We start from the raw sequence: 24780 nt of genomic DNA on the forward strand, positions 1-24780 counted from the left end.
ATCTGCAAACGGCAGCGTTTCCCGGGAATCGGGCACCGCAGCGGGGATTCCGCTTCTGGCCGATTTGCGTTACAATAATCCTAGCGCCTTCGTGTAACACGAAGTCAAGCCGTTTTCAATATTTTTTTCCCAGGGAGGATTGCATATGTATACGGTCCAAGATGCCGCTCTGATAACAGGACTTACCGAGCACGCCGTACGCTTTTACACGGATAAGGGCCTGGTGCCGAGCGTACAACGCAATAAAAACAACATTCGGCTGTTCGACGAAGAATCGATCAATTGGCTGTATGGCGTCAAATGCCTCAAGCAGACTGGGCTGCCGATTGAAAATATCAAAACATACGTCGATCTCTGCCTCGAAGGTGATTCGACCGTTCCGCAGCGCTTCGCACTTATGATGGAGTATAGGGAAGCGGCGCTGATTCAGCTCGAAGAAGCCAAGCGCCGCGTTGCCCATTTGGAAGAAAAAGCCCTCCAATATCAGGCTATTCTGGAGCGCCGCATCCCGGACACGACCAATCCCGCCAAATGGGAAACAAATCGGGAGGATGCAGGCAGTTGTCCGGCATCCCGGTTAAAGAATCGCAGCCTTCCTGAAACCGGAGCTTCGGTCCAATGCCCAGCAGCTGCTTTACAGGAGTAGATCATCATTGCAACTTAAGTTTATCGATTGCTAGTATCGTTCGCTTTTTTTCCATCACATGGGTTATTAATGCCAAGCGGAGCCAACTGAAGGAGACTTATCGTACAAAAACCCGAACAACGCAGCCTTTTAGGCGGTACAATTGTTCGGGTCTTCTGTTTGGCCTAAGTTTTTGGTCAAATTATAACGAGAGGGGCACAGGAACTCCCCACTCATTGTTTCAATTCGTGGCTTTCTTGTGATGCTTACGGTACAAATCCGGTGTTTTTCCTGTGAACTTTTTGAAGGAAACATAGAAGTAGCTCGAATTGATGAAGCCCACCCTCTCACCGATTCTGACTGCTGGCAAGTCGGTTTCTGTCAGCAGCTCCTGTACCTTTTGAAACCGAAGCCTTGCCGTATATTCCGAGAATGATTGGCTGGTCGCCGCTTTAAAAACCCTCCGAACATAATTGGTAGACAACCCGGTAATGTCAACAAGGGTCTCCACCGACAAGTTAGGCTCCATATAATGCTGATTGATATGGTGCACCATCGTATCTACGATTTGCTGATGCTTACCCGTTAATTTGATCTGTCCCCGCTGCTCAACCTCAGTTTCCAGAGTTGTCGTAACCATCATCCTTTCAAAGCTCCAACCATAACCCCTTTTACAAAATATTTCTGTACAAAAGGATACACACACAGAATGGGTAAGGTTGCGACCACTATGGTTGCATACTTGATAGATTCGCTGATCTGAACCGCTGTGTCAATGCTTCCGCCTCCGAGCATGCTGTCCGTGGAATTCGAGATCAGGATTTCTCTGAGAATCAGCTGCAGCGGGAACAGATTGCGGTCCTTCAAAAACAAGGACGCATAAAACCATCCATTCCATTTTTCCACCGCATAATACAGCGACATCACAGCAAGAACAGGCAGCGATAGCGGGACAATAATACGGGTTAAAATCACAAAATGATTGGCGCCGTCGATCTTGGCGGATTCCTCCAGACTATCAGGCACACTCATAAATGCGGTTCGCATAATGATCAGATTAAACGTATTCACGGCAAAGGGCAGAATCAGCGCCCAGAGTGAATTCATCAGCCCGATATTTTTGACGATCAAATAAAAAGGAATCAGGCCTCCGTTAAAAAACATCGTCAGCACGATGACAAAGATAAAGATTTTGTTCCAAAATACCTGCTTGCGCGACAGTACATAAGCAGTCATCGCTGTGATGCTCATACTGACTGCCAAAGCGGCAATGACCACAAAGATCGTATTGCCATAACCGATAAGAATGTTCGGATTTCCGAACACCTTGTAATAGGCATCCAGATGAAAGCCGAATGATTTGTACAGAAAGCCGGTGTGCTTCATCAGCTCCGTCCCATCACTAACCGAAGCAAGGATGACATAGATGATCGGATAGGCCGTAATGAGCATCAGACCCAGCATCACGATAATAATGAAGCCGTCGGTTAACGAATCCGATAGTGACTTTTGGTTACCCATGTTTGGACACTCCTTACCACAAGCTGTTTTCACTCGTTTTGCGGCTAATATAATTAGCTGTGACCAGCAAAACCAGATTGATTAACGAATTGAACAAGCCAACCGCTGCGCTGAAGCTCCAGTTGAACTCAATCAGACCTTTCCGATATACATAAGAGGCAATGACATCTGCCGTGTCGTAGATCGAAGGATTGTAAAGCAGAATGATTTTTTCAAAGCCAACATTCAGCAGGTTCCCCATTCGCAGAATGAGCAGGATGGTAATGGTTGGCAGGATGCCCGGAATTGTAATATTGAGCATCTGCCGCCAACGTCCGGCTCCATCGATGCGGGCTGCTTCATACTGCTCCTGATCAATACCGCTTAGAGCTGCCAAATATATAATCGACTCCCAACCAAAATGCTGCCAAATCTCGGATAGTATATAAATCGGGCGAAAGTAATTCGGATTTTGCAGCATCGTCTTGCCATCGCCGCCCAAATAGCTGAACATCGTATTAATCAGACCTCCGCTATTCGTGAAGTCCTTGATGATACCGCAAACTACGATAAGTGAAATAAAATAAGGCATATACGTAACCGACTGAACGATTCGTTTGAAGCCTTTGCTTCTCAGTTCATTGATGAACAGAGCGAGAAGAATAGGAGCGGGAAAACCGAATATAAGGGAATACAAGCTGATGAGCACTGTATTTTTGAAAATACGCCAGAAATAAAAGCCGCTAAAAAAATCCTGGAAATTCGCAAGTCCCACCCATTCGCTGTTCATAATTCCATTCGATGGTGTGTACTCCTTAAATGCTATTATAGCACCATACATAGGACCGTAATGGAAAATAATGTAATATAATAATGCAGGCAGCATCATGATATAAAGCAGCCTATTGCGTATCAGATCATTAAGGAGGAACTTCCTCCAATTCGTTTTTTTGACGACATTTTGCATGATGCTCTCCTTCCATAGCAAGACTTGATGAAGAAGACAGAGGAGATGAATAGCAGCTCCTCTCCCCTGCCCTCCGTAAATTTTCTATCTTTTGTTATAGCGTTCCAATGCAGCCTGTTCAATCTGAATGGCGCGATCAATTTTGAGTGCTTTTAATTTGTCAAGGAACTTATCGTAGGAATCCAGCGTATCTGTCCCCAACACAATCTTGATCGTGGTTTCGTCGACCAGCGTATTCACTTCGGTCATAATCTTCGCCAGCTCCGAGCTTTCTTCCGGTGTCGGGGAAATCGGAGGCAGCATGTATTTATCCACATCGGTTTTGAACCAGGTCGTAACAGCCTCCTGCTGCTGTGGAAGCGCCGCGAATTGCTCGTAATAACGTCTGTCCTGAACGGTCGGGCCGCCTGTTGATCTTGTATAGAGACCGAGGTTCAAGCTGTAATCCTTCTGAATCATATCCGAATAGGTAGGATAGTTATTTTTCATATCATAGCTGACGCCCGGAATTCCGAAGTTATAGAATAACATGCCTTCTTCGCTAAAGCCGTAGTCAAGCAATTGAACCGCCAGCTCCTGATTTTTGCTTTTTGGTGAGATCGCATACGTTCCGCCGCTTGGTGCCGTGTAATCCTTTTGGCCGAACATCGGAATATCGCCTTTTTTCAGTACCGGATACGGGGCGCCGACTACATTATATTTGGGATCCTTGTCCTTCATCGCCGTCAGCCATTTGCCGATACCTCCGCCTGCCAGGGCATAGGTAGCTCCGGATTTACCCGACGTCATATTGGCATCACGAATTTTCCCGTCAATGGTTGCGATGTCCTTATCGAGCAAGCCATCAACGTACCATTTGCGCATGGTAGACAAAAATTCCTTGTAGCCCGGCTGCGCAGGTCCGAATATGACTTTGCCATCCTTCAAGGAAAAGCCGCGTGTTACACCGTAAGCTCCAATAAAAGCACCCGTGCCCAGGTCATCAAATACGCGCGGAACACCGCTTATAAAGGTCAGTGGAGCCGCTGCTCCCTTCTTCTCCTTGAAAGCTTTCAGCACGATATACCATTCGTCAATCGTTGTAGGTACCTGTAAGCCAAGATCATCCAGCCAATCCTTGCGGATAATCGGTCCACCATATGTTTTCAGCCAATCATCACCACGTACGAAGGGAAAACCGTAATAGGTACCGTTATCCGTTTTAATTTGTTTGTCCACATCTGGGTGCGCTTTCAAATACTTTTTCAGGTTAGGCGCAAATTTGTCTATCAGATCGTTAAGCTTTAAGATGTTGCCATCTTTAATCGCTTTCTCGGGTCCGCCGGGGTAATCGTTCAAGAAATTCCATTCGATGATGTCTGCGTATTCACCGGATGCAAACATCACATTAAGCTGCTCCTTGGCCTGATTGACGGCGGGTGAAATATACTTTTCCTTAATTCCCGTCCGTTTCGCTAATTCCTGAAAGACCGGCCAGTTGTTCACATCCGGAATGGCCGCCAATTGTCCGGCTCCAGCAACGTACCAGTGCGTAATGACCTTATCCGTTTTGATCGGATACGTACCAGTGGTTGTAGCTGTCGTTGTTGCAGGCGTTTTCGTATCTGCCGGTGTACTGCCCGGTGCCGGGGTCGCTTCTTTGGAACAAGCAGCAAGCAGCAAGCTGCCTCCCATAAGCCCTGTTGTGAGTACAGCAAAAGACCTCTTCAATTTGTTGTTCATGTATACAATGACCTCCTTGTTTACTGGTAGCCCTGTTAAGACTTACCATCCGATTATGCCTCGATACAGCAGGTCATGGAATCCTCAATATATCCAAAATCATGCTCAAAATGTTTTATATTGACCAGGCGTTATGCCTTCAAACTTTTTAAACAGGCGCATAAAGGTATTAAGATCATTAAACCCGCTCAGATTGGCAACCTCCTGTAAAGGAATATTCCCTTCTCTTAAAAGGGTTTTCGCCTTCTCAATTCGAATTTTATTAATATAGTCCAATAACCCCTCACCGGAATGGTCTTTAAACAGCTTGGATACATAAGTCGGCTTCATTTGAAATGAGTCTCCGATCATCGATATATTCAAGTTGGCATCCGCATAATTTTCCTTCACAAATTTGATAATTTTTTGCAGAAACTCACCCAGACCATCGTCCTTCAGCTTTAACTTATTAGCCTCCAGCTTCGCGGCTGTAAGACGGCAAACCTCCTCCAACATGACCAGTAATTGCTGGTGCATATCGGCTATAGTTTGGGAATGAGTCAGCTCTTCAATCGCCTGCGGATTGTTGTGAAAAAAAGTCTCTTGTATATCCATATCCCCGATTTCATTCATCGTTTTAATAAACGTGCTCACGAGATTAAAAAATAAACATTTGGCAAGCTCCACATTCATAACCGATTGATGGAAATTGCGTTCAATGATTTCATTTAATGATGCCCTTGCTTTATTCACATCGCCGGCTTTAACATAATTAATGAGCTGCTGCTCCATTTGCAGAGGGTAATAGTAACCCGCCTTCAATTGTGACGGGTCGCCCTTTCGAATCTTTTCATACCTAATAATTTCGTGCTTGCCGCGTATCAGCTTATATTCCATGGCATCGAGTGCTTCGTTATAGGCTTCCGGAATTTCCAGCTTCGAGGTGTGAAAGCCGCTAATGGAAATGGTAACCTCAATCTCAAAATGCTTCATCAGAAAGCTTTGTGCCGCTCGGGCTATATGTTCCAGTCGATCAGCCGTATCTTTCGAATCCTGATGGCGAATATTGATTAAACAAGCCATCATATCGTCCACCTCAGCCATGTATCCCGTATGCTGTTGATTGACCAGTTCCTCGACTACATTGGTCACAATAAATTGCAGCAGCTTATGCTTATCGGCAACCTGCAGAAAGTGAGCCTTCTTGAAAAACAGCTCGCTGTCCTCCAAATAAAACAGCATCACGCAAAAATTTTCGGAGTCAAAATCAAGCTCAAACGAAGGCTCAGCCTCTTCCAGGGAAAGCTGGGCATCCATGCGTCCCTTCAGCAATCTGGAAATCCAGTGTGACCGCAGCTGATTTTGCTGCTGCTTCAAACGGACATTCGTTTGCTCCTTCTCGTTTACTGTATCCACAAAGGCGTTTTGAATAAAATGGAACTCGTTGCCGGATTTCTGCTCAGCTCCAAAGTACAGCGTCATCGATTGCATGATCGAATCCAACGGCTTATAGTTCCTGCGCAAGAAAAATACCGTGAGGATGCAACCGCCAAGCACACTGAAAACGATACTGTAAGCGGCTACATTTCGTACATAAGCAGAAGCTGTCCACACCAGATTACCGGGAACAACCATCAAGTAGGATAATTTTGAATTATAAGACTTAATATAAAAAAATTGCGATTTGATTCCGTGATAGTTGCCATATACATTGCCTGAGGTTTCAAGAATTTGGCTGACTGGTGATAAATCGATCTCCTTTGTCGTATTCGAGACCAGGACCTGTTTATTTTCATTGAGTATAAATAAATCCCCGCCGTTAAATTGACCCACGCTGGAAATGGTATGTAACAGCTTGTTCGTATCGATCATCACCACAATAGAGCCTACCGATTTGTCGTTGCTATCCGCAGGAAAAGGACTTATAAAGCTTACATAGCTCTGCTTACGGCCTGCTTCATTGATACGACTTGTATACATCGTTTGCCGCTGCTTTAAATTGCTGATCTTATTAGTCCACGCCCCAAAGCTCAACTCACTGCCGCTGTACAGATCCGAATAAAGCAAGCTCGAAGGCTTGTAGACCATTGGAGTTATGACAATATCACCCGTTGACCAGTAAATGTAATATTCATCAATATTGGAAAAGGTTGAGCGGTATCTGCCCAAGTCCTGTGTAATCCCGTACAGCTCATAGCGAAAATCGTCACGCGCAAACTTGTTGGAATAAAATAAATCATGCACCTTTACATTGGAATACATTTCATTAGTCAAGCGATTGACCTGCGCAATTTCATTATCTATAGCATCCTGCATCTGCTTCAGCAGTGTATCATTAGCTCTTTGAATCTGTTCATCAATGGTATTTTGTGCCTCCCAATACAGCGCAGCGCTGAATAATACGGGTACGAATAACACGACGATATACGAAATCAACCAGGTTATAATGACACTTCTCCGGTTTGACAGCATTCTTTTTAGATTCAAGCAGCTTTCCCCCTCTATGAATGATCATAGCTATATTTAACATAACCGATTTGAGGTGCTGGGAAAAGTTTGATTTTTAACACTTTGATCAAATGTTCCTTGCAACAACAAAAAAGGTGGCGATCTAAGTGATCACCACCCCTGCTTGTATTCGTCATCTGCCTTACCCTTCTATTAAGGGTTTGGTTATTTGCAATCCCGGCTGTTTTCTTCTGTCCCAATTGACAAGCACAATTCCCACACAGATGAGTGCACCACCGACTCCCACATACCACTGAACCTGTTCGCCGAGCAGCAGCCAGCTGGATAAAAGACCAAAAAGGGGTACGAGAAACAGAAAAGTGCTTGTTTTGGCAGGATCACCACCCCGCAGCAGGTAGTACCATAACGAGAACTGAACGATGGAGCCCATAATCGCAAGCCATAGCACAATGGATATCGATGTAAAGGTCATATGAAAATAAGGCTGCTCCGTGAATGCACTTAAAATAAACAAAGCGACTCCACCCGCTATCATCTGATAAGCAGCCATAACATTGATATCGAATGCAGGCCCCCATCGTTTTACCAGCAATGTGGACACAGCAAAGAACAAGGCTCCCGCGAAGCTAATAAACGATCCTGGTTGAATATCCATATGCAGTCCAAAAGTGAACACGACACCTATAAAACCAATAGCAACGCCTATCCACTGATGACCACGATATACAGCGCCGGTAAACAAGGTCCCGAGTATAATGACAAGCAGTGGATTCGTACATGTAATAATTGAGGATTCGCCCGAGGTGATCCATCGCATACTGAAATAGGCACATCCCATCACACCCGCGGACTGGAACAGACCAATTATAGCCACCTGCAGCCACTGCTTGCCTCCACGCGGTCGTGGTTTCCTGCTGACGATAAGTGCAAGCAGCACCCCTGCCAATACGAACCGAATGCCCATAAGGAAAAAAGGCGGTGCATAAGCCATGCCAAGCTTGCCAACCGGAAAGGCAATCCCCATTATAAAAGTTGTCAATACCACAAGCCCGATATATTTGATTTTGCTCATAGTACAAGCCTCCAATTGCTTTGCTGAGTTGTTGGGTTATCCTCTCTTTCAAAAGCATGTTTGCGGTTATAAGGTTTGTCCGCAATCGATGGTGATGATTTGCCCAGTCATGGATTCCTGCTCCAATGCCGCACAAATCAGCCTGGCAATATCCTCTGGGGTGGAGATGTGCTGGAGCAGCAGGTTTTTGCTTAACCGATTCATCTTCTCTTCCCGTCCTGCCCACCATCTGGTTGCGACAGCTCCGGGTGCGACACAATTTACTCGAATTTCCGGAGCCAATGCGTGAGCCAATGATTTGGTAAGTCCATGCACAGCAGCTTTGGATACAGCATAGGGGAGTGATGAGCCTGAACCGCTTAGTCCGGCGATGCTTCCAACATTGACGATTGCTCCTTGTTGATTGTGCTTCATCCATGGAGCGGCAGCACGTGCACAATTAAACATGCCTTTAACATTAACCGCGTACAGCTCATCCCATACCTCATCTGTTGCTGCTTCCAGATCGTCAAGCGCGATGTGTTGAGTAGTACTCGCATTATTGACAAGCAAATCAACAGTTCCGAACTGTTGGACAACGGCTGCGACCATTGCGCGCACTTCCCGGTCATTGGACACATCAGATTGAACAGACATGGCACGACCACCCGTGCTTAGAATCGTTTGCACGGTTTCGTCAGCGTCTGTCCTGGACCTCGAATAGTTCACTGCTACCCAGGCTCCCCGTTCTGCCAATGCTATACTCGTTGCCCTGCCAATTCCTGTTCCTCCGCCAGTGACTAAAGCGACTTTATTATGCACATTCATATTCGGATCCTCCCTAATGTCTTAATCGGTTTAGAATGATTGTAACGGAGGATTGATTTTATGTATAATGATTGTTAGAGATACTGGGTATCACAATTTATGATATCAAGAATCCGATTGAAAATAGCTCAATCGGATTGGGGAGGTTTGTAGCTATGGAGAGCTCAGATTTACGCGTGTTTCAAATGGTCGCCCGGGAGGGCTCGATTACCAAAGCGGCACAAAGGCTCGGTTATGTTCAATCCAATGTGACCGCAAGGATTCAGCAGCTGGAGTCGGAGCTGGCAACCATCTTGTTTTTTCGTCATAATCGGGGGATGACACTTTCTTCGAGCGGCAAGACCTTACTCACCTATACAGACAAAATTGTCGGTCTGCTGGATGAAGTCACATTGGCACTCACCTCGTCTAGTGAACCGAGTGGCCCGCTCGTCATTGGCTCCACGCAGACCGCTGCCGCCGTCAGACTGCCAAAGCTGTTAGCCTCTTATTACAAGCAGTATCCTGGTGTACTGCTGTCACTAACGACCGGGCATTCGCAATATTTGATGGATAAGGTACTCCATTATGAGCTGGATGGTGCCTTCATAGGCTGCAAATGTAATCATCCTGACCTGCAATCGGTGCCGGCATTTGATGAAGAGCTGGTTATCGTTTCTACTCCTGCAGTCATCCAGCTCGATGAAGCTGTAACCAAACCCATTCTCGTGTACAGCACCGGATGCTCTTATCGGGAAGTGCTGAATCAGTGGCTTCAGTCCATTGGCATAACGCAGCCGATCATTATGGAGTTTGGTACACTGGAAGCGATTATTGGTGGTGTATCGGCAGGGCTTGGTGTCTCTCTGCTGCCCAAATCCGTCATAAACAAGCACGAAACGGAAGGCACTGTCCGTACACATGCTATTCCCGATTCGTACCGTCATATGCAAACCGAGTTCATTACACGAAAGGACTCATTTGTGAGCAGCGCTTTGAATGCCTTTATGTGCACATTGCCCCATGCTCAGCATGCAGCTGAAGCGAATGAATAAAAGGGGAAACTGCATGTTCTCAATCGGATTTCATTGCTTTTGCCAGCGCGTCGAGCTTTAGAATCGTATTCCAATTGCGTGTTGTCGCAGAATCTTCAAATTTTGGAATATGACTCGCAAGCTTGGAATCCAATAGGCTTTGACGGAACCATAAATAAAGATCTCGGCCTTGAATCTGGAATTCATCTTTTTCACTTTGGATTCGGGATAAGTAGGTAATTTGGTCCTCGGTAGGTGCCCGGAGCAGAAAAGAGACATGAATACTTTCCCCTGCCAGCAAGGTATCCAGGGAGAATGGGCAATGTTCAATCATCTGTTCCAGCTCCTGAGCCGTCCTCAATATTACTGTCAGCGCAATACCATAATCCCTGTGAACTGCTTGCTCGATTTGTTCACGCAAGACTGCTTCACTTAATTGAGATTCGAACAAAACATTCCCGCTATTAATATAGGTTTTCACACGTTCCAGACCCAATGCTTCAAACGAATTTTTCAATTCTGCCATCTTTATCTTGTTCTTGCCCCCTACATTAATGCCGCGCAATAATGCGATATATATAGTCATTGTTGTCCTCATTTCTTTAAATCATTCTGCCCAAAAGGTACATTCAGTGAGCATTGTGCATTCTTATCAAAGAAATAAGCCGCTCCTGTTCCCTCCAGAAATGCTGAGCGTCCTCAATCCCGATTTGCTGAAATTGTATGCGATCACCAGGTTTTCTTTGAGCCAGATATGGAATATCTACGCCGATAACGACACCGATCTGGGTGTAGCCTCCTGTCACCTGGCAATCTGACATCAATATAATCGGTTGGCCATCGCCTGGCACCTGTATGGAACCGATTGTAACTGTATCCGAAATCATATCTGCACCCGACTTGTGCTTCAACTGAGGGCCCTTAAGCCGATATCCCATACGATCCGATTCATTCAGGATGGTGTAGGAATCAGCAACAAAAGTATCCAATGACGTCTCGATGAAACGATCTGATTGCGGACCGGGGATAAATCGGATAGGACGTTCTGTCACATAATCAGGTCTATAAGCTGGAGGCAAGCTTCTACCTGCAACCAAAGCCCGATCTACACGCGGCTCCTCTTCACCTATATCCAGCCTATCCCCCTCCTTTAGACTTCTTCCCTCCAATCCGCCATAGCCGCCGCGAATGAATGTTGAACGGCTCCCCATAATCAGAGGCACATCGATTCCGCCTTTGATTGCCACGTAGGAGCGGCAGCCATGCTTCGTATGACCAAATTGGAGAATATCCCCTTCGGATACAAGGATCGTTTTCCACATTCCAATCGCGGTACCATTAAGTCTTGGGGCAAGGTCTCCTCCCGTTACTGCAACCACGCTGTCGACTAGAAATTTCAAATGAGGACCGATCATCGTAACTTCCAAAGCCGCCTCATTCTCCCCATTGCCCACCAGCAGATTGGCTAATCGCAGAGAGAACCTATCCATCGCCCCACACGTATTCACACCATACATCCGATAATCCGTTCTGCCCAAGTCCTGTACGGTAGTAAGCAATCCCGACTTCAAGATTTCTATTCCTGCCATTGTTCAGTCCACTCTTTTCGTGTAAGTTCATTCCAGTTCTCAGCGTCGGAAGCTGTAATGGCTTCAAACTTGATATAATCCCCTGCCCTGAATAAACTGGGTGGATTTGAGTAAGGATCAAACGTATTTAGTGGTGTCCTTCCAATAATATGCCAGCCTCCTGGTGAAGAGACGGGATAAATACTCGTTTGCCGATTAGCTATAGCAATGGAGCCCTTCTCCACCTTTACACGCGGATTTGTGCGCCGCGGCAGTGATAACCGGCTATCCATATCCCCGCAATAAGGGAAACTCGCGATGAAACCAAGCATGTAAATCAAATAGGTTTCATCGGAATGGATACGAACGACTTCGTCAGGACTCAGCCCTACTGTATCAGCTACGTAATCCAGATCCTGCCCGTATTCACCACCATACACAACGGGAATGTGCAGCACTCTACCCTTGGGACTCACCGAAACAAGCTTAGTCGTATCCATTTGCTGCAGTGCATTCACCAAATGCTGATAACGTATAAGTATGGGATCATAACTGATCGAAATACTGCAAAAAGAAGCTACAGCCTGTTGGATTCCTTTAATCCTGGCTGCCTGAATGGCTTGTACATATTGATGAATATAAAGATTCAACTCCATCGATACTTCCTGACCAAATTGTAGAAGAAGAACCTGGTCACCCAGAGGCAAATAGGCCGGCCCTTCCATTGAAAGCCGCATAGGATGCCATCCCTCCGTAGGTTTTATTGAACGTACAAGCGAACAAGTACCCCAGGATTAGCGTCCCAGGGTACTTGTTCCAGTTATAAAAGCCTGATTATCAAAACCTATGTTGCATGCTTATGTTGTGAAAATTTTATGATATCCTTGAGGCTGGGATCTGGAGTCCTCTTCCAGACTGTCATCCCCCGTTAACCAGTTGCGTATCATCGTTAAGAGATGGGCACTATTTACCGGTTTCGTAATATAGTCAGAGGCTCCTGCTTCCAGACACTGCTCCCGATCTCCCTTCATGGCTTTGGCTGTGAGGGCAATAATAGGCAAATCCTTGAACTCAGGCTTTTCACGTATAGCACGTGTAGTTTCATAGCCATCCATTACCGGCATCATAATATCCATCAATACGATCTGAATATCGGGATTTTGCTGCAAAATAGTAATCGCATCATTACCGTTCTCAGCCGCATACACCTTCATGCTATGACGCTCCAATATCGTGGTCAGGGCAAAAATATTACGGATGTCGTCATCAACAACAAGCACTTTTTTGGATTCGATCATCGCATCAGACTGTAAATGCTTTACAAGCGTTTCCCGCGGCCCTTCTGGAAGATTCTCCGCCTTGCGATGCAGAAACAGGCTTGTCTCGTCCAGTATTTGAATCGATGATTTGACTTCCTTCACAACAGCTGTTTTCATCAAATCTTCCAGATCGTTTTCTTCTTCCACTGTGTGTTTTCTGCTTGGATTGATAACAATAGGAAGATATTTGTTTTTGGAGCTTTTTTGCATTTCGCGAACCAGCTGAATGAACTTCATATCCGTCAAGTCATTGTCTACCAGCACACAATCAAAGCTTTTCGTTTTAAATTGATTAAGTGCTTTACGGGACGTGTCCACTGCCGTGATCTTGATGTCCTTATTATCAATCATGCTTACAAATTCTTTACGCCTTTGCTCATCACGTACCACGACTAACAGCTGACGAACCGTTTTATCGGCAAAGCTGTTCAGCTTATCGAGAGCATTGTCCAGATCTTCCTTCGTTACCGGTTTGCAAATGTAATCAAAGACGCCCTTCTGCATCAGTTGAATAACATCCTCCTCAACCGAAATGACACAGACCGGAATGTCACGGACACTCATATCATTCTTGAGATGCTCAATGACCAGCCAGCCATCCGTATCCTTCAGATGCAAATCAAGCGTGATAGCGACCGGCTTATACTGGTTGACTAGCTCCAGCACATTTGAGCCCTTGTTGGTAATGATCGCTTTAATCCCTTTTTTGTGAAGCACATCCAGCAAAATTTCGTTGAATTTTTGATCATCTTCAATAATTACGAATACACGGTCTCCAGGTTGAATGTCGTCCCGATCATCGATGATCAATTCCTCTATATTATTCTGATAGCTGCGATTCCGCTTCAATGGAGTGACATCTATGACTTCCGGGATATACTTCTGCTTCACATCGGAATCCGGCACATCGACATCCAAAGGCAGATACAGGTTAAAGGTACTTCCTTTGCCTGCTATACTGAACAGAGTCAGCTCACCACCGAGCATGGTCGCAATTTCCCGTGAAATGGCTAATCCCAGACCTGTCCCCCCATATTCCCGATTCGTGCTGCCGTCCGCTTGCTGGAAGGCTTCAAAAATAATTTGCTGCTTTTCCTTCGGAATTCCAATACCTGTATCGCTAACCGAGAAGCACAATACCATTTTGGCACGATTCAGCAGATCATGATCAGGACTCCAGTCATTCAAAGCTCTGCGGATCAGCAGCATGACCTGACCTTGCTCCGTGAATTTGAACGCATTGGACAACAGATTTTTCAGAATCTGCTGAAGCCTTTTGGAATCGGTCAATATGGTTTTAGGTACATTGGGCTCGATCTTGATCAAATAATCAAGTCTCTTGTTATCGATCATATGGCGGAAGGTACGATCCAATCCGTCGGTAATCTCTTTAATTGAGGTTTCGTTGAATTCAGGTGTAACCGTTCCCGACTCGATCTTGGATAAATCCAGGATATCGTTAATCAGATTGAGCAGATCGAATCCAGAGTCCTGAATCGTTTTGGCAAATTTCACCTGGATATCGGTCAGGTTCTCATCCGGATTATCCACCAGCTGTTCGGCGAGCAGCAGCAGTGAATTAAGCGGCGTTCTCAGCTCATGCGACATATTGGCCAAAAACTCCGATTTGTATTTGGAAGTCAGCACCAGCTGCTCGGCTTTTTCCTCCAGGAAACGCTTCGCTACCTCAACCTCATTGTTTTTGCTTTCCACCTCTGCCTTTTGAATAACGAGCAGCTTGGCTTTATCCTCCAGCTCTTCGTTAGTCGTTTGCAGCTCATTTTGCTGCTTCTGAAGCTCTTCGGTCAGAGATTGCGACTGCATCAACAGCTCCTCTGTCCGTTGGTTCGCCTGCATCGTGTTGATCACGATTCCGATGGATTCCGTCAATTGATCCAGGAAAGCCAGATCGATTTCGCTGAAGGCACGGAAGGATGCCAACTCCAGGACAGCCAGTACCTGCTCCTCGAAAATAATCGGGAGCAGCACAATATTAAGCGGTGTCGCTTCTCCCAAGCCTGAGGAAATCATCACATAATCAGAAGGTACGTTGGTTAGCAAAATCCGTTGATTCTCGATCAGACACTGCCCGACAAGACCCTCGCCTGCACGGAATTCATTCGATAGATGCTTGCGCTGATGATAGGCGTAGCTCGCAAACAGCTTCAATACAGGGACACCGCTTACAGGCTCGTTAATATAAAAGACACCATGCTGCATGGATACCAACGGAGCCAGCTCACTCAAGATCATCCGGCACACGGCAAACAGGTCACGCTGACCCTGCAGCAATCGGGAAAACTTCGCCAGGTTGGTTTTCAGCCAATCCTGTTCCGTATTGATTCGGGTCGTTTCCTTCAGATTGCGAATCATTTCATTCATGTTATCCTTCAGCGTTGCTAATTCACCGGCTGTAGCGACATCAATGGTTCTGGACAAATCACCCTTCGTAACCGCCGTCGCCACGTTAGTGATCGCTCGAACCTGTGTGGTCAGCGTGCTCGCCATATAGTTAACGTTGTCCGTTAAATCACGCCAGGTGCCCGCGGCACCCGGAACGTTCGCTTGCCCGCCCAGCTTACCTTCCGCGCCTACCTCACGAGCAACGGTCGTAACCTGGTCTGCGAAGGTAGCGAGCGTATCGATCATATTATTGATCGTATCCGTCAATTCTGCGATTTCACCCTTGGCTTCCACTGTCAGCTTCTGCTTCATATTACCATTGGCAACGGCGGTTACAACCTTCGCAATTCCCCGCACCTGATCAGTTAAGTTCGTCGCCATAATATTAACGTTATCCGTCAAGTCCTTCCAGATTCCACCTACGCCACGCACCTGGGATTGACCGCCAAGCTTGCCGTCCGTACCTACCTCACGGGCCACACGCGTAACCTCGGAGGCAAATGAATTCAGCTGATCCACCATCGTATTGATTGTGTTTTTCAGTTCAAGCAGTTCACCTTTAACATCTACGGTAATTTTTTTGGAAAGATCGCCATTGGCAACTGCTGTCGTCACTCCGGCAATATTGCGCATCTGAATGGTCAGGTTGCTCGCCATGTAGTTAACGGTGTCCGTTAAGTCCTTCCAGGTGCCGCCTACGCCTTTAACCTGCGCCTGACTGCCCAGCTTCCCTTCCGTACCTACTTCACGGGCTACACGCGTAACCTCGGAGGCGAACGTTGAGAGCTGATCCACCATCGTATTGATTGTGTTTTTCAGCTCCAGGATTTCGCCTTGAACGTCTGCCGTAATTTTCTTCGACAGATCGCCGTTCGCTACGGCTGTGGTGACGACTGCGATATTACGCACCTGATTCGTCAAATTGGACGCCATGTAGTTAACGCTTTCTGTCAGATCGCGCCATGTACCGGCAACACCTGTAACCTGAGCTTGTCCACCCAACATCCCAAGCGTCCCCACCTCACGGGCTACACGCGTAACCTCGGAGGCAAATGTCGACAGCTGCTCCACCATCGTATTGATCGTGTTTTTCAATTCCAAAATTTCACCGCGCGCATTAACCGTAATTTGCTTGGATAGATCACCCTTCGCTACTGCCGTTGTGACTTCCGCTATGTTCCGCACCTGGTCAGTCAATGTGCCCGCCATGAAGTTAACGTTGTCGGTTAAATCCTTCCAGGTGCCCGATACATCCTTAACGTCGGCTTGTCCGCCAAGCTTCCCTTCCGTCGACACCTCACGCGCTACGCGGGTAACCTCGGAGGCAAACGTCGACAGCTGCTCCACCATCGTATTGATTGTGTTTTTCAGCTCCAAAATCTCACCGCGCGCATTAACGGTAATTTGCTTCGACAGATCGCCTTTTGCAACCGCTGTCGTAACTTCCGCTATGTTCCGTACCTGATCGGTCAATGTCCCCGCCATGAAGTTAACGTTGTCGGTTAAATCCTTCCAGGTGCCCGATACGTCCTTAACATCTGCTTGTCCACCGAGCTTCCCTTCCGTTGACACCTCACGTGCCACCCGAGTTACCTCAGAAGCAAAGTTACTAAGCTGATCGACCATCGTATTAATCGTGCTTTTCAGCTCCAGGATTTCACCCTTGGCATCTACGGTTATCGTTTTTGACAAATCGCCCTTCGCAACCGCTGTGGTTACCTCCGCAATGTTCCGCACCTGATTCGTTAAATTGCTGGCCATGTAGTTAACGCTTTCCGTTAAATCTCTCCATGTGCCGTCAACTCCGCTTACCTCTGCCTGTCCGCCCAGTATCCCTTCCGTTCCTACCTCACGAGCCATCCGGGTAACCTCGGAAGCAAATGTAGACAATTGGTCTACCATCGTATTGATTGTATTTTTCAGCTCCAGGATTTCACCCTGTACATCTGCTGTTATTTTTTTGGATAGATCTCCATTCGCAACTGCCGTCGTAACAACTGCGATATTACGCACCTGATTCGTCAAGTTGGAGGCCATATAGTTAACGCTTTCCGTTAAATCTCTCCACGTGCCGGATACACCCTTAACATCTGCTTGTCCGCCCAGCTTCCCTTCCGTACCTACCTCACGGGCAACCCGTGTAACCTCGGAAGAAAAAGTCGACAGCTGATCCACCATCGTGTTGATCGTATTTTTGAGCTCCATGATCTCGCCTTTGGCATTAACGGTAATTTGCTTGGACAAGTCTCCATTCGCAACCGCCGTAGTCACTGCAGCTATATTACGCACCTGATCCGTTAAATTGCTGGCCATATTGTTAACGCCGTCGGTAAGATCCTTCCAGGTGCCCGATACACCTTTAACATCGGCCTGACCACCCAGCTTGCCGTCTGTACCTACCTCGCGCGCTACCCGCGTGACTTCCGAGGCAAAGGTGCTGAGCTGGTTCACCATCATATTAATGTTGGTAGCCGTTCTTTGAAATTCCCCAGTCAATGCGCGTCCTTCAAATTCGAGCTCTACCTTTTGCGACAAGTCTCCCTGAGCGACCGCATTAATAACACGTACCATCTCACTGGTCGGTTGAATCAGGTCAATCACGAGACCATTGAGCGACTCGACTACGGTGTCCCATGAACCGCCTGTATTTTTGTGTGAGAATCTTCGGGAGAGTTGACCTTCCTTACCTACAACCTTAGCCACGGTCTGAACCTCGGTCACAAGGTTTTCCTGCATATCCATGATCTCGTTGAATGTATCAGCGATCTTGCCTGCAACGCCCGTATGATCATAAGGCAAGCGATAAGAAAAGTTACCTTTTTTCAGTGCCATTAACGCATTAAGAAGCTCTCCAGTTTCCAATACATCTTTGACCGATTCTCCATTCCATTCCTGCTCCGGCATTGTCAAGGTCCTTTCTATGCATAAATTTATTATCAGGTAAATGAGTTCCTTTTTCAGCTCGATCCAATGTGTAAGTTCCAGGCACAATAGTAGAGGGAATAAAGACACTAATATCCTATATTCTACACATTTTTACCCATAGTTACAAACTTCATTGGGCCCTAAATGTGTGAAATGACACAATAAAAAAGAAGCCCATTTTGGGCCTCTTTTAGAGCAGTACGCTGAGTAAATAACTATCTTGGATCGATAGACCTATCGCAGGAATTGATCGCTTTATTCGTAAGCATCAAATAGCCCCCACCTGTAAATTAAATGAGGACTACTATAATCTAATATGACTTTGTAAATACGCGGCAATGTAGAGGCAGCGACGATGACCACGGTAACAACGTCTCCAGCACCTCTGGATCTCTAGGGTCTGATAACTGCGGCAGTTGATCGAACAAATACTTTAGGTACTGGTCGGCATGGCATGCTCGATCAATCGCAAATGTTCGAGCATGCCTACCTCCCGTTCCAGCTGATCTCTGCAGACTACGCTCTTCAGCTCTGAGGTATCGACCGGCTTCAGTAAATAATCAACTCCCCGGTATGTCATCACAGTCCGGGCATATTGAAAATCATCATAGCCATTCAAAATGATCACCTTGCCCGTGAACAACTCCTGCTCATATAACTGCTGGATGAATTCCAATCTGGATATTTTTTATACGTATATCCGTCAAAATGAATGTTGTTCAGGCAAATTCATTCGATATAAGGGTTTTGGCTATGGCTCTTTTTTCTGGATAACATAAAAGAATGCTTGCGCCTGACGTTACGTCAGGTGCTACACTGACGTTACAAAGGAGCTGAGAAGGATAAATAAGACGTATTATGCCATTACTGTTGTCACCACAACATGATATCTCTAACTCTTGAAGTAGTCGATGTTGAAATCTTAAGACAACAAGAGCAAATGAAAGAAAACATTAATTTATAGTGGGAGTGTTTATGATGTCAATTAATAGGGACATGCTGCAAGATTCATTGGAACCCGCCCTTCGGGTTCGTCCCCGCGTACGATGGGGTGTTCTCACCTATTTCCTCTACAGTGCAGTCTTCTACGCAATCTTCGTGCTCAACGGTATCGACTACACGCGAGTGGGTGAGAGTGAGCGGACCCTTCTTCTCTGGTATATAGCACCGCTGTCCGGCGGTGCCGTGCTGACCATCACAATGGTTACGATCTACGGATGGTGGCGCCCTAGCCTGGTTGAAAGGCGACGTCTTTCTCGTCGGACAATGACTCTCCCAATCATCATGATGGTCATCGCCATCGTGAACATGCTGACGGGCGATTTCACTCGTGTCACGCCGCTCATGTGGCTGTATCTCATCTTCGGCAGTATCATGGTCGGCTTCAATGAAGAGATGATCAACCGCGGTCAGTTGATAGTTCCTCTGCGCAGCCGATTTGGCGAAATCGGGGTCTGGCTGCTCTCAACAGCGATGTTCGCAGTCTTCCACCTGCCGAACATGTTCTGGGGCATCGGGGCAGTTGCCCTGTTCCAGGTAATGATCGCTTTTGGCCTCGGTTCGATCTTCTACCTCGCTCGGCGATCTACCGGATCACTCGTGGCCTCTATGTTCCTGCACGGGCTCTGGGACTTGAGCGTCTTCTCAGCGAATGGCGCGTCGGCGTTACCCATCGCTGGTTTACTAGCTCCGTTGTTGGTGATTGCTGCTGTGATCGCGGTCCCGATCATCCTCCGCCGTGAAAAGCGACGTGATAGCGCCCAAAGCGTGTGACGACCAGTCGGCTGATTCATCCGTGCGGTCGACGAGCGCCCTTCTCTTCTAGCAGCCAACACGCAGGCTAGCAGTCCTGAAATAGGTGCACTCTGTCAGCAGGCTGGCCAATATGGTTAATTGGTGGACAGCAGAGGATTACAAGAACTTCGAAGCAAGAGCCAAGGCTGTTGTGAATCAGATATTAAGTCATACTTAAATCCCTCCATGTGAATGTTTTACAGGCAACTTCATTCGATATAAGGATTTTGGCTATGGCTCTTTTTTCTGATAACATAAAAAGAATGCTTGCACCTGACGTTAGAAAGGAGCTGAGTAGGATAAGTAAGAAGTATTATAGCATTGGTTCATTCGCCAAACTGACTTCGACGACTGTACGTACGCTGCATTTTTATGATCAGAAAGGGCTGCTGAAGCCAAGCGGCTACAATGAGCAGGGACACCGGACCTATACGGATGAGGATTTGTTCCGACTCCATCAAATATTGACCTTAAAGTATTTAGATTATTCCTTGGATGAAATTGGTAAATATTTGGAGCAGGATAGTAAGGATTTTAAGACTTCTCTGGAGAAGCAATATGAGCTCTTGCTGCAGAAGCAGCAGCATATCCAGCGCGTTGTGGGTTCAGTTGAACGGGTAAAAGCGATGATTAAGGATAACGACACGATGGATCCTGCGCTCATTATGCTGCTGATTTATTCCATTCAGCACGAGGAGGAACAGAAGCAGTGGTTCTCCGATCGTGTGCCGGATGCAGTCGTACAATCGGTATTTATGAGTGAATTAAGTTTGGAAGAACGGATCCGTGTAGAACGAGAGTTTGCGTTAGAGATTAACGATCTACTCGTCATGTCCAAGCAAGGAATGCAGCCGGAGCATCCCCTTGTTCAGGAGCATGCGCTTACGCTGTTTATGATGATCGAGCGGATGCTGGGACAGGAGTTGTGGAATAGCGAAACGGGAAAAGTGCTGGAGGAGATGGACCCGCAACTCTTTCCGAACCTGGAACAAGACTTTAAGAACTACTTGATTGAAGCGTTTGGTCATATGTTGATTCGTCAATGGGGAGAGAAAGAAAAAGAATAGGTTAGCACAGGCTCCTACGCCCCCCTAAAGTCGGTAATACAACCAGAAGCCGTTATGTTCCCAGTACAGGATTTTGAGTTTGTTGCGCTCACGATTGCAGAAAACGAACAAGCAAGAGGAGAACGGATTCAGCCCGAGCCCTTCCTGAACGAGAGCGGCGAGGCCGTCGATCGATTTACGCAAATCCGTGCTGCCGCAAGCCAGATAGATTTGCCAGGATGTTCATTCGTATAGCATACCGGATCGGCATCCAGCGCCGATCCGAATGCGAAGGCAGTTGGACGTCCCCGGCTTCGCTTCGGGAGTCACCTGAACAGGAATGAAGGACGCCCGTTTGACTGCGGCGGACGCTGAGGATGATGCATCCAGCTTCTTCATCCAAGAGTAAAGCTGACGACGACTGACCTGATTCGCTTTACATCAGTTGGTTGCCTTTTCGCCACTGGTACGAAAAGCCGCGATGCGCGCTTCCCATTTCATTCGAATCTCTTCTCTGGCCATAGATAATCCTCCTCTGATTGGCTTCTGGGAAGGATTATCTCATAGCTTATTCGTGTTTCGAAGGTGGTGAAAGTTTGACGCTTATCTTTATTCCGATTTGGCACTCGTATAATCGTGGATAAGATCCATCTTCTGCTGCCATGCCTTGGCGCTCAGGTCAACCAGATACACCTCCGGATTAAGCTTCCGCAAATATTCCGGCCAAAACTGAGTCAACTGCTGACGGTGGTATTCGCGAATTTGCTCCAGTTCAGGAAGCTCATATACCTGTTTGCCAGCTTGAAAAATCGGCTTGAGCAATTGAACCGCGTCATAATTGTCAACATATTTGAATAAGTAAGGATGCAGCTTGTCGTACAGCTTCAGTCTCTTGCCCTGTAATACCTCCGTCTCCCCAATAAGAGTCACACAATCGGCTTCTGCTTTACCGGTTTGCTTGCTTATAAGCCGATAGGCTTCCTTGATGCCAGGAGTCGATACCTTCTCGGGATTTCCCGATATTTTGATCACAGGGATGAAAGCTCCCGCTTTTTCACGCGCAACGAGCTTGTACACACCTCCCAGAGAAGGTTGATCAGCAGCCGTAATCAGCTGTGTACCTACCCCCCAGCTATCGATCCGGGCTCCCTGAGCCTTCAGATTGAATATGATGTTCTCATCAAGATCGTTCGAAGCCACAATCTTTACGTAAGGCAAGCCCGCTTCATCGAACATCGTTCTTGCCGTCTTCGAGAGGTACGCCAAATCACCGCTGTCCAGCCGAATCGCAGACATCCTTTTTCCTTGCTGCTCCATCCATTTGGCAACCTTGATCGCATTGGGAACCCCATATCTCAACGTATCGTACGTATCCACAAGCAGTGTCACCTGATTCGGCAGCGCAGCGGCATAATGGCGAAAAGCCTCTTCCTCCGTATCATGGTCCTGTACCCACGCATGAGCATGCGTACCTTTGGAAGGAATTCCGAACAGCATCCCTGCCCGCATATTCGAAGTCGCATCAAAGCCGGCAATGTAAGCAGCCCGTGCCCCCCATATGGCAGCATCCGCCTCCTGAGCTCTGCGAGTCCCGAACTCCATTAACGTATCCTCGGGAGCGACCTGACGAATCCGCGATGCCTTGGTCGCAATCAAGGTTTGGAAGTTCATGAAGTTCAACAGCGCCGTCTCGACAAGCTGCGCTTCAAATATTTTCCCTTCCACACGGATCAGCGGCTCGTTAGCGAACACAATCGTTCCTTCAGGAACTGCGCTAATATTGCCTGTAAAGCGGAAGCCGCGCAGCTTTTCGAGGAAAGCCGGATCATATTCTTCCTCCTGCTCTTGTAAATAACGGATCGTTTCCTCGTCAAATTGCAAATGGTTTATATAGTTAATAATTCGCTCGAGTCCGGCAAATACCGCATAACCATTACCAAAAGGCAGCTTACGGAAAAAAGCTTCGAATACCGCTTGATGGGAATCCGTCCCATTCTTCCAATGCGCATACATCATATTAATCTGATATTTATCCGTGTGCAGCGTCAAGTTATCATATGACATTTACAACCTCTCCTTCCACCACTCATCGTACACAGTGACAGCGGCATTCCGCTTGTGCTCGGTCCTTTGATAGCGTCGTTCAATAATATCCTTGGCAGCATCGGACAGCACCCCGCCTTCCAGATACGTATCGATTTCCTCATAGGTTACACCAAGGGCCACTTCATCAGGCAGTCCCGGCTTCAAATCCTCAAGGTCCGCCGTCGGCTTCTTCAAATAGAGCTGCTCCGGACATCCCAATTGCTTGAGCAGTTCCTTGCCCTGACGCTTATTTAAGCCAAATATAGGGGCTGCATCGCAGGCACCATCACCATGTTTGGTAAAAAAACCACTGACGGCCTCTGCCGCATGATCGGTTCCCAGAACCAGCATCCGGTAGTGGGCAGCCAAATCATACTGCACCTTCATCCGTTCTCTGGCTTTAATATTTCCCTTCAGAAAATCGCTCAGCTTCTCACCTGTCGCTTGCTCAAACTGGGCTGCTGATGCATCAACGGCCGGCTGAATATTTACGGTAATGTTTTTCGAAGGCTGAATGAAGGATAAGGCCATCTGCGCGTCCGCCTCGTCTTGCTGCACGCCGTATGGCAATCTGACTGTAATGAATCGATACCCTTCTCCGGCAATACCTGTGGGATCGGTTATCTCTTGATTCAGCTCATCTACAGCAATTTGCGCCAGCTTGCCCGTAAGTGTCGAATCCTGCCCTCCTGAAATACCGAGAACGTAACCTTCCGCCTTGGTGGACAGTAAATAGCTTTTCAAAAAATCGACCCTGCGACGAATTTCCTGGTCAGCATCAATCCTGGGAAGAACATGCAGCACATCTTGAATATGTTGTTGTACAGTTGGTTTGGTCAATATCTTCATCCCCCTATATTATAAAATAGTTGCTCCAAGCGTATGTTGAAAATGTCCCAGCGCCCACTCATGCCCTGCCGGATTAAAGCTCGCAACCGCGTCGCGGTGCACGACAATGTCAAAGCCTCGATTGTAAGCATCCACAGCCGTATGCAGCACACAAATATCCGTGCAGACCCCTATCAGGTGAAGCTCTTTAATGTCCCTTGCCCGCAGCTGAAGCTCCAGGTCCGTTCCGGCAAATGCGCTGTACCGGGTTTTGTCCATCCAATAGATCTTGTAACGATGGGCTTGATATACTTCATCCAGTTTACCATATAATGCCCTTCCTTCCGTACCCCTAATATTATGAGGTGGGAACAGTCGGTGCTCCGGGTGATAGACGTCAAGCTCATCATGCAGATCGACTGCCATAACGACAAAATCATTGTGGTTGACAAAAGTATCTGTAAACTCGGCAATCCGCTGTTCAATCTCAATTCCCGGCTCACCGCAGGGCAGCTTCCCAACAACAAAATCAACCGTGTAATCAATGACAATAAGTGCTTTCATCGTAACCATCCTTCCACGAGCATAGTCTCAATAATATCATTATGACATTATCGGATTGTAAAAAGAAATCCGCAGCAGCTAAGAGGCTATATGC

Annotated in this window: 20 protein-coding genes and 1 pseudogene; 4 read left to right on the forward strand and 17 right to left on the reverse strand. The window is 47.0% G+C overall.

Annotated features, from left to right (window positions below):
- Positions 1 to 145 precede the first annotated feature (145 nt).
- Positions 146 to 646, forward strand: coding sequence for a MerR family transcriptional regulator (locus tag NST47_RS22160; protein WP_341157076.1), 501 nt, complete (start codon positions 146 to 148; stop codon positions 644 to 646).
- Between the two features lie 220 nt (positions 647 to 866).
- On the opposite strand, the gene NST47_RS22165 is transcribed toward NST47_RS22160, so the two are convergent.
- The 7 genes from NST47_RS22165 to NST47_RS22195 form a co-directional block, all read right to left on the reverse strand.
- Positions 867 to 1268 carry a helix-turn-helix domain-containing protein gene (locus NST47_RS22165; RefSeq protein ID WP_341157077.1) on the reverse strand — a complete coding sequence of 134 codons (402 nt, stop codon included), beginning with the start codon at positions 1266 to 1268 and terminating at the stop codon, positions 867 to 869.
- Positions 1265 to 2146: a carbohydrate ABC transporter permease gene (locus NST47_RS22170; protein WP_341157078.1), complete on the reverse strand. Its 882-nt coding sequence runs from the start codon at positions 2144 to 2146 to the stop codon at positions 1265 to 1267. Before NST47_RS22170 ends, NST47_RS22165 begins: the two co-directional genes overlap by 4 nt.
- A gap of 13 nt (positions 2147 to 2159) precedes the next feature.
- A complete protein-coding gene (locus tag NST47_RS22175; protein ID WP_341157079.1) occupies positions 2160 to 3092 on the reverse strand; it encodes an ABC transporter permease in 933 nt (310 codons plus the stop codon).
- A gap of 84 nt (positions 3093 to 3176) precedes the next feature.
- A complete protein-coding gene (locus NST47_RS22180) occupies positions 3177 to 4814 on the reverse strand; it encodes an extracellular solute-binding protein (RefSeq protein ID WP_341157080.1) in 1638 nt (545 codons plus the stop codon).
- A 105-nt stretch (positions 4815 to 4919) separates the two neighbouring features.
- Positions 4920 to 7280, reverse strand: a complete 2361-nt coding sequence (locus tag NST47_RS22185) for an AraC family transcriptional regulator (RefSeq protein ID WP_341157081.1) — start codon at positions 7278 to 7280, stop codon at positions 4920 to 4922.
- Between the two features lie 163 nt (positions 7281 to 7443).
- The gene (locus NST47_RS22190) at positions 7444 to 8334 is read right to left on the reverse strand and encodes a DMT family transporter (protein WP_341157082.1); all 891 of its coding nucleotides are present in this window, start codon (positions 8332 to 8334) and stop codon (positions 7444 to 7446) included.
- A gap of 66 nt (positions 8335 to 8400) precedes the next feature.
- Complete coding sequence (locus tag NST47_RS22195; protein WP_341157083.1) at positions 8401 to 9141, reverse strand: SDR family NAD(P)-dependent oxidoreductase; 741 nt, start codon at positions 9139 to 9141, stop codon at positions 8401 to 8403.
- Positions 9142 to 9296: 155 nt separating this feature from the next.
- Between NST47_RS22195 and NST47_RS22200 the strand changes: the two genes are divergently transcribed.
- Positions 9297 to 10175, forward strand: coding sequence for a LysR family transcriptional regulator (locus NST47_RS22200; protein ID WP_341157084.1), 879 nt, complete (start codon positions 9297 to 9299; stop codon positions 10173 to 10175).
- Positions 10176 to 10194: 19 nt separating this feature from the next.
- On the opposite strand, the gene NST47_RS22205 is transcribed toward NST47_RS22200, so the two are convergent.
- The 5 genes from NST47_RS22205 to NST47_RS22225 all read right to left on the reverse strand — a co-directional run bounded on the left by NST47_RS22205 (position 10195) and on the right by NST47_RS22225 (position 19045).
- On the reverse strand, positions 10195 to 10740 hold the full coding sequence (locus tag NST47_RS22205; protein WP_341157085.1) for a DUF1697 domain-containing protein: 546 nt from the start codon (positions 10738 to 10740) through the stop codon (positions 10195 to 10197).
- Between the two features lie 43 nt (positions 10741 to 10783).
- Positions 10784 to 11743, reverse strand: a complete 960-nt coding sequence (locus NST47_RS22210; protein WP_341157086.1) for a 5-oxoprolinase subunit C family protein — start codon at positions 11741 to 11743, stop codon at positions 10784 to 10786.
- Positions 11731 to 12459 (reverse strand): 5-oxoprolinase subunit PxpB, encoded by a 729-nt coding sequence (pxpB, locus tag NST47_RS22215; protein ID WP_341157087.1) that lies wholly within the window; start codon positions 12457 to 12459, stop codon positions 11731 to 11733. The genes NST47_RS22210 and pxpB overlap by 13 nt, the downstream gene beginning before the upstream one ends.
- Before the next feature lie 120 nt (positions 12460 to 12579).
- Positions 12580 to 18348, reverse strand: a complete 5769-nt coding sequence (locus NST47_RS22220; protein WP_341157088.1) for a HAMP domain-containing protein — start codon at positions 18346 to 18348, stop codon at positions 12580 to 12582.
- Between the two features lie 454 nt (positions 18349 to 18802).
- The gene (locus NST47_RS22225; RefSeq protein WP_341157089.1) at positions 18803 to 19045 is read right to left on the reverse strand and encodes a hypothetical protein; all 243 of its coding nucleotides are present in this window, start codon (positions 19043 to 19045) and stop codon (positions 18803 to 18805) included.
- Between the two features lie 320 nt (positions 19046 to 19365).
- Here NST47_RS22225 and NST47_RS22230 point away from each other — a divergent pair, with 320 nt between their 5' ends.
- Together NST47_RS22230 and NST47_RS22235 are read left to right on the forward strand one after the other, a co-directional pair.
- A complete protein-coding gene (locus NST47_RS22230; protein ID WP_341157090.1) occupies positions 19366 to 20142 on the forward strand; it encodes a CPBP family intramembrane glutamic endopeptidase in 777 nt (258 codons plus the stop codon).
- A gap of 254 nt (positions 20143 to 20396) precedes the next feature.
- Positions 20397 to 21230, forward strand: coding sequence for a MerR family transcriptional regulator (locus NST47_RS22235; RefSeq protein WP_341157091.1), 834 nt, complete (start codon positions 20397 to 20399; stop codon positions 21228 to 21230).
- A 24-nt stretch (positions 21231 to 21254) separates the two neighbouring features.
- Here NST47_RS22235 and tnpB read toward each other — a convergent pair whose 3' ends face one another.
- The 5 genes and pseudogenes from tnpB to NST47_RS22260 form a co-directional block, all read right to left on the reverse strand.
- Complete coding sequence (gene tnpB / locus NST47_RS37215) at positions 21255 to 21413, reverse strand: IS66 family insertion sequence element accessory protein TnpB (protein WP_445667394.1); 159 nt, start codon at positions 21411 to 21413, stop codon at positions 21255 to 21257.
- Between the two features lie 39 nt (positions 21414 to 21452).
- Positions 21453 to 21638 (reverse strand): annotated as a pseudogene (locus NST47_RS22245) (hypothetical protein); the annotation flags it as partial.
- Between the two features lie 180 nt (positions 21639 to 21818).
- Positions 21819 to 23273: a nicotinate phosphoribosyltransferase gene (locus tag NST47_RS22250; RefSeq protein ID WP_341157094.1), complete on the reverse strand. Its 1455-nt coding sequence runs from the start codon at positions 23271 to 23273 to the stop codon at positions 21819 to 21821.
- Entirely contained in the window at positions 23274 to 24134 is an 861-nt protein-coding gene (nadE, locus tag NST47_RS22255) for an ammonia-dependent NAD(+) synthetase (protein WP_341157095.1), read from the reverse strand.
- Positions 24135 to 24152: 18 nt separating this feature from the next.
- The gene (locus NST47_RS22260; RefSeq protein ID WP_341157096.1) at positions 24153 to 24686 is read right to left on the reverse strand and encodes a cysteine hydrolase family protein; all 534 of its coding nucleotides are present in this window, start codon (positions 24684 to 24686) and stop codon (positions 24153 to 24155) included.
- Positions 24687 to 24780 lie beyond the last annotated feature (94 nt).

Source organism: Paenibacillus sp. FSL H8-0034, from assembly GCF_038000305.1.
Taxonomy (GTDB): Bacteria; Bacillota; Bacilli; order Paenibacillales; family NBRC-103111; genus Paenibacillus_S.